Below are 3,495 nucleotides of genomic sequence, written 5' to 3' on the forward strand. Positions count from 1 at the left end.
TTAAATATTATATTAATCCCAGTAAATACTTCAGTAGTTACCAATGTCTTTGTATCTTCTCCATTTTGCAATGATATTTTTTTATTGATTGTTTACTCATATTGTTTTAAGTTATCATACTTCTTATAATTTAAAATGTATGTAGTATAAACACTGTTAAAATATTGAATATTAATGAATGAAGCCATGCTTATTGTTGAAATTATATATGGTATTAGTAATAATAGGATCTTGGCGATAAAGAATAGCATTAATGCGTTCTATGTCTTTTAATTAAAAGCTATTTTGGAAAAACAGATAATTGAAAACATTTTTAGAATGGACATAGTCCAGGAGTTCAAGTTGAGTTGAAAGCCATCGTCTACAGAAACTAACACTTATATACTACAAGTATATAAACAAGCTGGAGATATTATATACAAGCTGTATATTATAGACTAAATTCATTTGTAAAATTTCATATTTAAATTATAAAACTTTAACTTTTTTCAAATAAATACCTTTTCGACATTGAATAATTCAATGATTGAATGTCTTCAGAATTTTCTTACAAAGAAAAATTATTAGGCAATTAGCTTACATAAGCAAACTCTACTGTATTATTAATTCTTTTTTGATTTTATTATATCTAAAGATATAATCTAACTATGAATTATATACTTATGTTGAAAAATTTTCTGAAACATATTAAAATTGTTAACGTTTCACTGAACACATAATGGCGGTTGTTTTTCTGTTAACAATTTTAAACGAACAAATTGTAACGCTTAACTTTTCATTTTTATAATGGAAATACAAGAGAATGTCCACTGGAAAAAAATTGGTTTACCAAGACATGAAAATGGAAGAGATATTTACAAATTCCAATGCCTGATCTGTGGAAAAATATTTAAAAGGCACAGAAATGCAAATGCCCATTGCAAACTTTGCTTGTACCTTAAGCAGCAAATCCCTGACCAGAGAACAATCAATGACTTTTTTAATGTTCCTGCTGCTTTAAATGAAGCCCCTGTAGCTGAACCTCAATTAATCCCCAATTTGGACATAACTGATGCCAAAACAATTGCTCTAATTGAGCTAATCAGTGAAATGAATATACCTTATACGCAAATCAGTTCACCAGCTTGGCAAAAATTCGTTGAATCTCTAAATGAAAACTATGAAATTCCTTCTCAAAAAAAACTTAGAGATAATATTATATCTTATTCTAAATATATAACAGATTCAGCGATATGTGATATGAAAAACCAAATTATCGGAATAGCTATTGATGGAGCTTCTTATCGTCAAAAGCATTATTATGCAATAATAATGCTAAATGCTTCAATCGTAAGGCTTTATGATGTCGTTGAAGTAGAAAACCAAAAAGCAGAAACAATAGCAAAAGAACTATATAAATGTTTTATTAAATGCAAAAAAAATGATATAACCATTGCAGGTGTTGTGTCTGACAATGCAGCTTCTCTTAAATGTGCTATCGCTGGTGATCATCCTCTGGCTCTACCTAGTTTACTAGGAGAATCGGTGACCCGTGTAGCATGTGCGGCACATACAGTTCAACTTGTTGTGGCTGATGTCATTAAGGAGTGCAAAGAATTTAAATCATTCGTTGATTCTCTCCTTGGCTTAGTTTCATGGATAAGCCAACGAGAAGGAACTTTTAAAAAAAGTTGTCCATGTAAGATGCCTAAGTATATTGCAACTCGCTGGAATACGCTATGTGACGTTCTTGAATATGTAATTCAACATAAGGCACTAATTGCTCAGTTTATTGCTTATCAAACTGATTTTGAAAAAAAAGAATATGAAATCTTAATGAAAAAAGTAGAAACTAAAATTGAAAAAGGCATTCAATGCAAAGCTCCAGATGCCCCAACAGTTCCACCTGTCGCATGTGTTCCTGATTATTGGAGTGAAGTATTGCAACCATTATCTATAATCAAGGAATTCACAAAGCAAGTGGAAGGCGACCTTCATATGCAGTTTCACGTGTATGTTGCTTATAAGAAAGTTTTGGAAAAATTTGATATGCTTGGTAACAACCCCATCTTCAATTATTTCAAAACATTTTTTATCTCAAGATTTGATAGCACTTTAAATATTGAGCTGAGCCATCTTTCTTACGTGTTCACTTACGATGGACTACAGGAATACCGAAATAAAAGTGGTGAAGATAAAGAAGCTTTGATGAAAACGTTTACATCATTTTGTATTGCTTCGTTTGGAACTGAACTTGTAGATTCATCTTTTCTCATTGCAGCTTTTGAATATTATCTTGATCAAGTCGTCTACGAAAAAAGGTCATCGACAAGGTTCTGGAAAAGTATGGTTACTTGCACTTTTATTGAACACGAGCTAAATGACGATAAGCCCATTTCATTTGAACTGCTAGCTAAAGTTGCTCTGGTTTTTGTTACCCTTCCAGCTTCAGAAGCTATTGCTGAAAGGTGTTTTTCAGCTTTAAGAAGACTGTTGAACGATTATAATTGTTCAATTGGATCTGATGTATTTCTTGCAATGAGCAAAATTAAATTGAATTCACGCTATTCGAGGAAATATCCGCTTTAATATATCAGATTCAACACTGATAATTATTAAAATCATTAAAAAAATATGGTTTTAATAAAAATTAATTAAAGTAATCTTGAAATTATATTGAATTAAACCTCTTTTTTTAATTTAAATTTTGGAAAAAATTATCGTAAATATTCAGATTTTTTTTTGATTAATGTCATAGAAATCAAATTATCTACCTCTGAAATTAAATATGTTAAGTGAGATGAAATACATACTTATGATTCCAAAATGGATAATTTCGAACAAGTTTTAAGAAAAAGTTAGAGAATTCCATTGATATATTTCTGAATAAAGTTTTACTTTATTGAAATACTGAATATGATGATCGCTAACATGTAGCATTAATATTACATTTAATATAATATGTTGCTACTTATTCATTATTATTTAATATAGTATTTTTATATTTTAAATATATTTTATATGATTATTAAAAAAGAAAAAGCATATATGTTAATATAACGCGTGAAATGTTTAATTTGGCTCAATGATTCAAATAATTTAAATCAAATTCTTTATATATAAAAAAAAGACTAATTGTAGAAGTTGTTTAACAATAACTTCTACAAAGTTAAATAATGGAACGCTAGATATTTTTTATACTAAGGGTTTGATTGATTGGATAAAAAAAAAACATAAAAACCATATATCATAAAAAATGAAAAAAATCAACTTGCAGGAAAGATAAATCGACTTAATGTCATTGCATAGAATATAAAAAAAAAGAATTTTTTGAAAATGGTCCATTCTTTAGATATGAAAAAACAATTTTTGAAATAATCGATTATTTGAGTAGAATCATTTTGAGATATATCAACGACCTGATTCGGTTTATCCATGGATAAGGCTATCAATCATATTAAAAAAAAGACCAGGCAAGCAAACTGTTTCTTCATTATATTAATATTTCTGATTATT

Annotated in this window: 1 protein-coding gene; it reads left to right on the top strand. The window is 28.5% G+C overall.

Annotation, left to right across the window (positions count from 1 at the left end):
* The first annotated feature begins 786 nt into the window (after positions 1-786).
* Positions 787-2,568, top strand: coding sequence for a hypothetical protein (locus tag QZ306_RS10365; RefSeq protein WP_295163618.1), 1,782 nt, complete (start codon positions 787-789; stop codon positions 2,566-2,568).
* Positions 2,569-3,495 lie beyond the last annotated feature (927 nt).

Origin of the sequence: uncultured Brachyspira sp., assembly GCF_910588665.1 — a bacterium.
Lineage (GTDB): Bacteria > Spirochaetota > Brachyspiria > Brachyspirales > Brachyspiraceae > Brachyspira.

Bases quoted from the DNA above. Each gene is read 5' to 3' on its own strand.
- QZ306_RS10365 (WP_295163618.1), top strand. From the start codon at position 787: ATGGAAATACAAGAGAATGTCCACTGGAAAAAAATTGGTTTACCAAGA.